The following is a 1,283-nucleotide window of genomic DNA, read 5'->3' as shown; positions in this document are numbered from 1 at the left end:
ACAAGGTCGTTGTAAATAGAGATATCACAGGCAGATCCAGCTGGAGGCGTACCACCAATATTATCACAAGGATCAAGAGGATCAGTTTCATCATCTACTTCTTTACCATCAAGAATTAAATCACCATCTGAATCTGGGTTAAAAGGATCTGTACCTAGAGTCGCTTCTTGAGCATTAGTTAACCCATCCATATCACAATCACTAGTATCAAGTGGTGTACCACCGTTAGACTCACAATCATCAAGCGGATTGGTATTATCAGTTACCTCTTGTCCGTCAAGAATAGTATCCCCATCTGTATCAGGGTTGTTAGGATCTGTACTTAAAGTTACTTCTTCACCATCTAAAAGTCCGTCATTATCAGAATCAGGATTATTAGGATCAGTACCAAGTGCAGCTTCTTCAGCATTGGTTAATCCATCATTATCACAATCACTAGTATCAAGTGGTGTACCACCAATAGAATCACAATCGTCTAAAGGATCTGTACCATCTGTAACTTCTTGTCCATCAGAAATACCATCACCATCGGTATCAGGATTATTAGGATCAGTACCTAAGTCTATTTCATCATTATTGGTAAGTCCGTCACCATCCGTATCTACAGATATAGTAACAACACCAATACCACTATTTCCAGCCGGATCGGTAGCAGTGATATCAATTACATCTTCATCAGCTAGAACAGGAAAAGCACCGTTAATTGGCGATTGCGTCTCAGTATTTAAACTCCAATTTCCTGTAGAATCAGTTGTAATAGAATATGTAACATCTATTACATTATCACCATTTGTATCTAACTCTATTGTAAGAGTTTCGTTAGGATCTCCTTGACCTGTTAATACTGGAGTAATATCTATAGTACTAAAGCTATCTACAATTGGTATTGAATTATCTAAAGTTATAGGGTCATTATCCGTCGCAGGGTTGAGGGCAACATCTGTAACATCCGCAGTAACAGTAATTGGTCCGTTAGTTAACCCAGAAATATCTGCATTGGTAGCTGTCCAATTACCACCACTAACCGTAGCCGTTGTAGTTACAGTATCAGTGCCATCAGAAAAAGTAATAGTTACAGTTTGTCCGTCTTCAACATCAGTTGTAGAACCAGAGATTGTAACATCATTATCTTCTGAAGCATTAACTACGTTATCACCCTCTATAGGAGTTGTAATATCTATTGTTGGTAATGTATTATCTAAAGTAATAGGGTCATTATCAGTTGCAGGATTAAGTGCCGCATCTGTGACATCTGCAGTAACAGTAATAGGTCCGTTAGTTAA

1 pseudogene is annotated in these 1,283 nt (G+C 38.2%); it reads right to left on the bottom strand.

Annotated elements, in window-relative coordinates:
• Positions 1-1,283, bottom strand: a pseudogene (locus BT107_RS17225) (hypothetical protein); the annotation flags it as partial.

Source organism: Cellulophaga fucicola (assembly GCF_900119145.1).
GTDB classification, from domain to species: domain Bacteria; phylum Bacteroidota; class Bacteroidia; order Flavobacteriales; family Flavobacteriaceae; genus Cellulophaga; species Cellulophaga fucicola.
The sequence above is the reverse complement of the archived record's forward strand: the minus strand, read 5'-3'. Positions and strand labels throughout refer to the sequence as shown.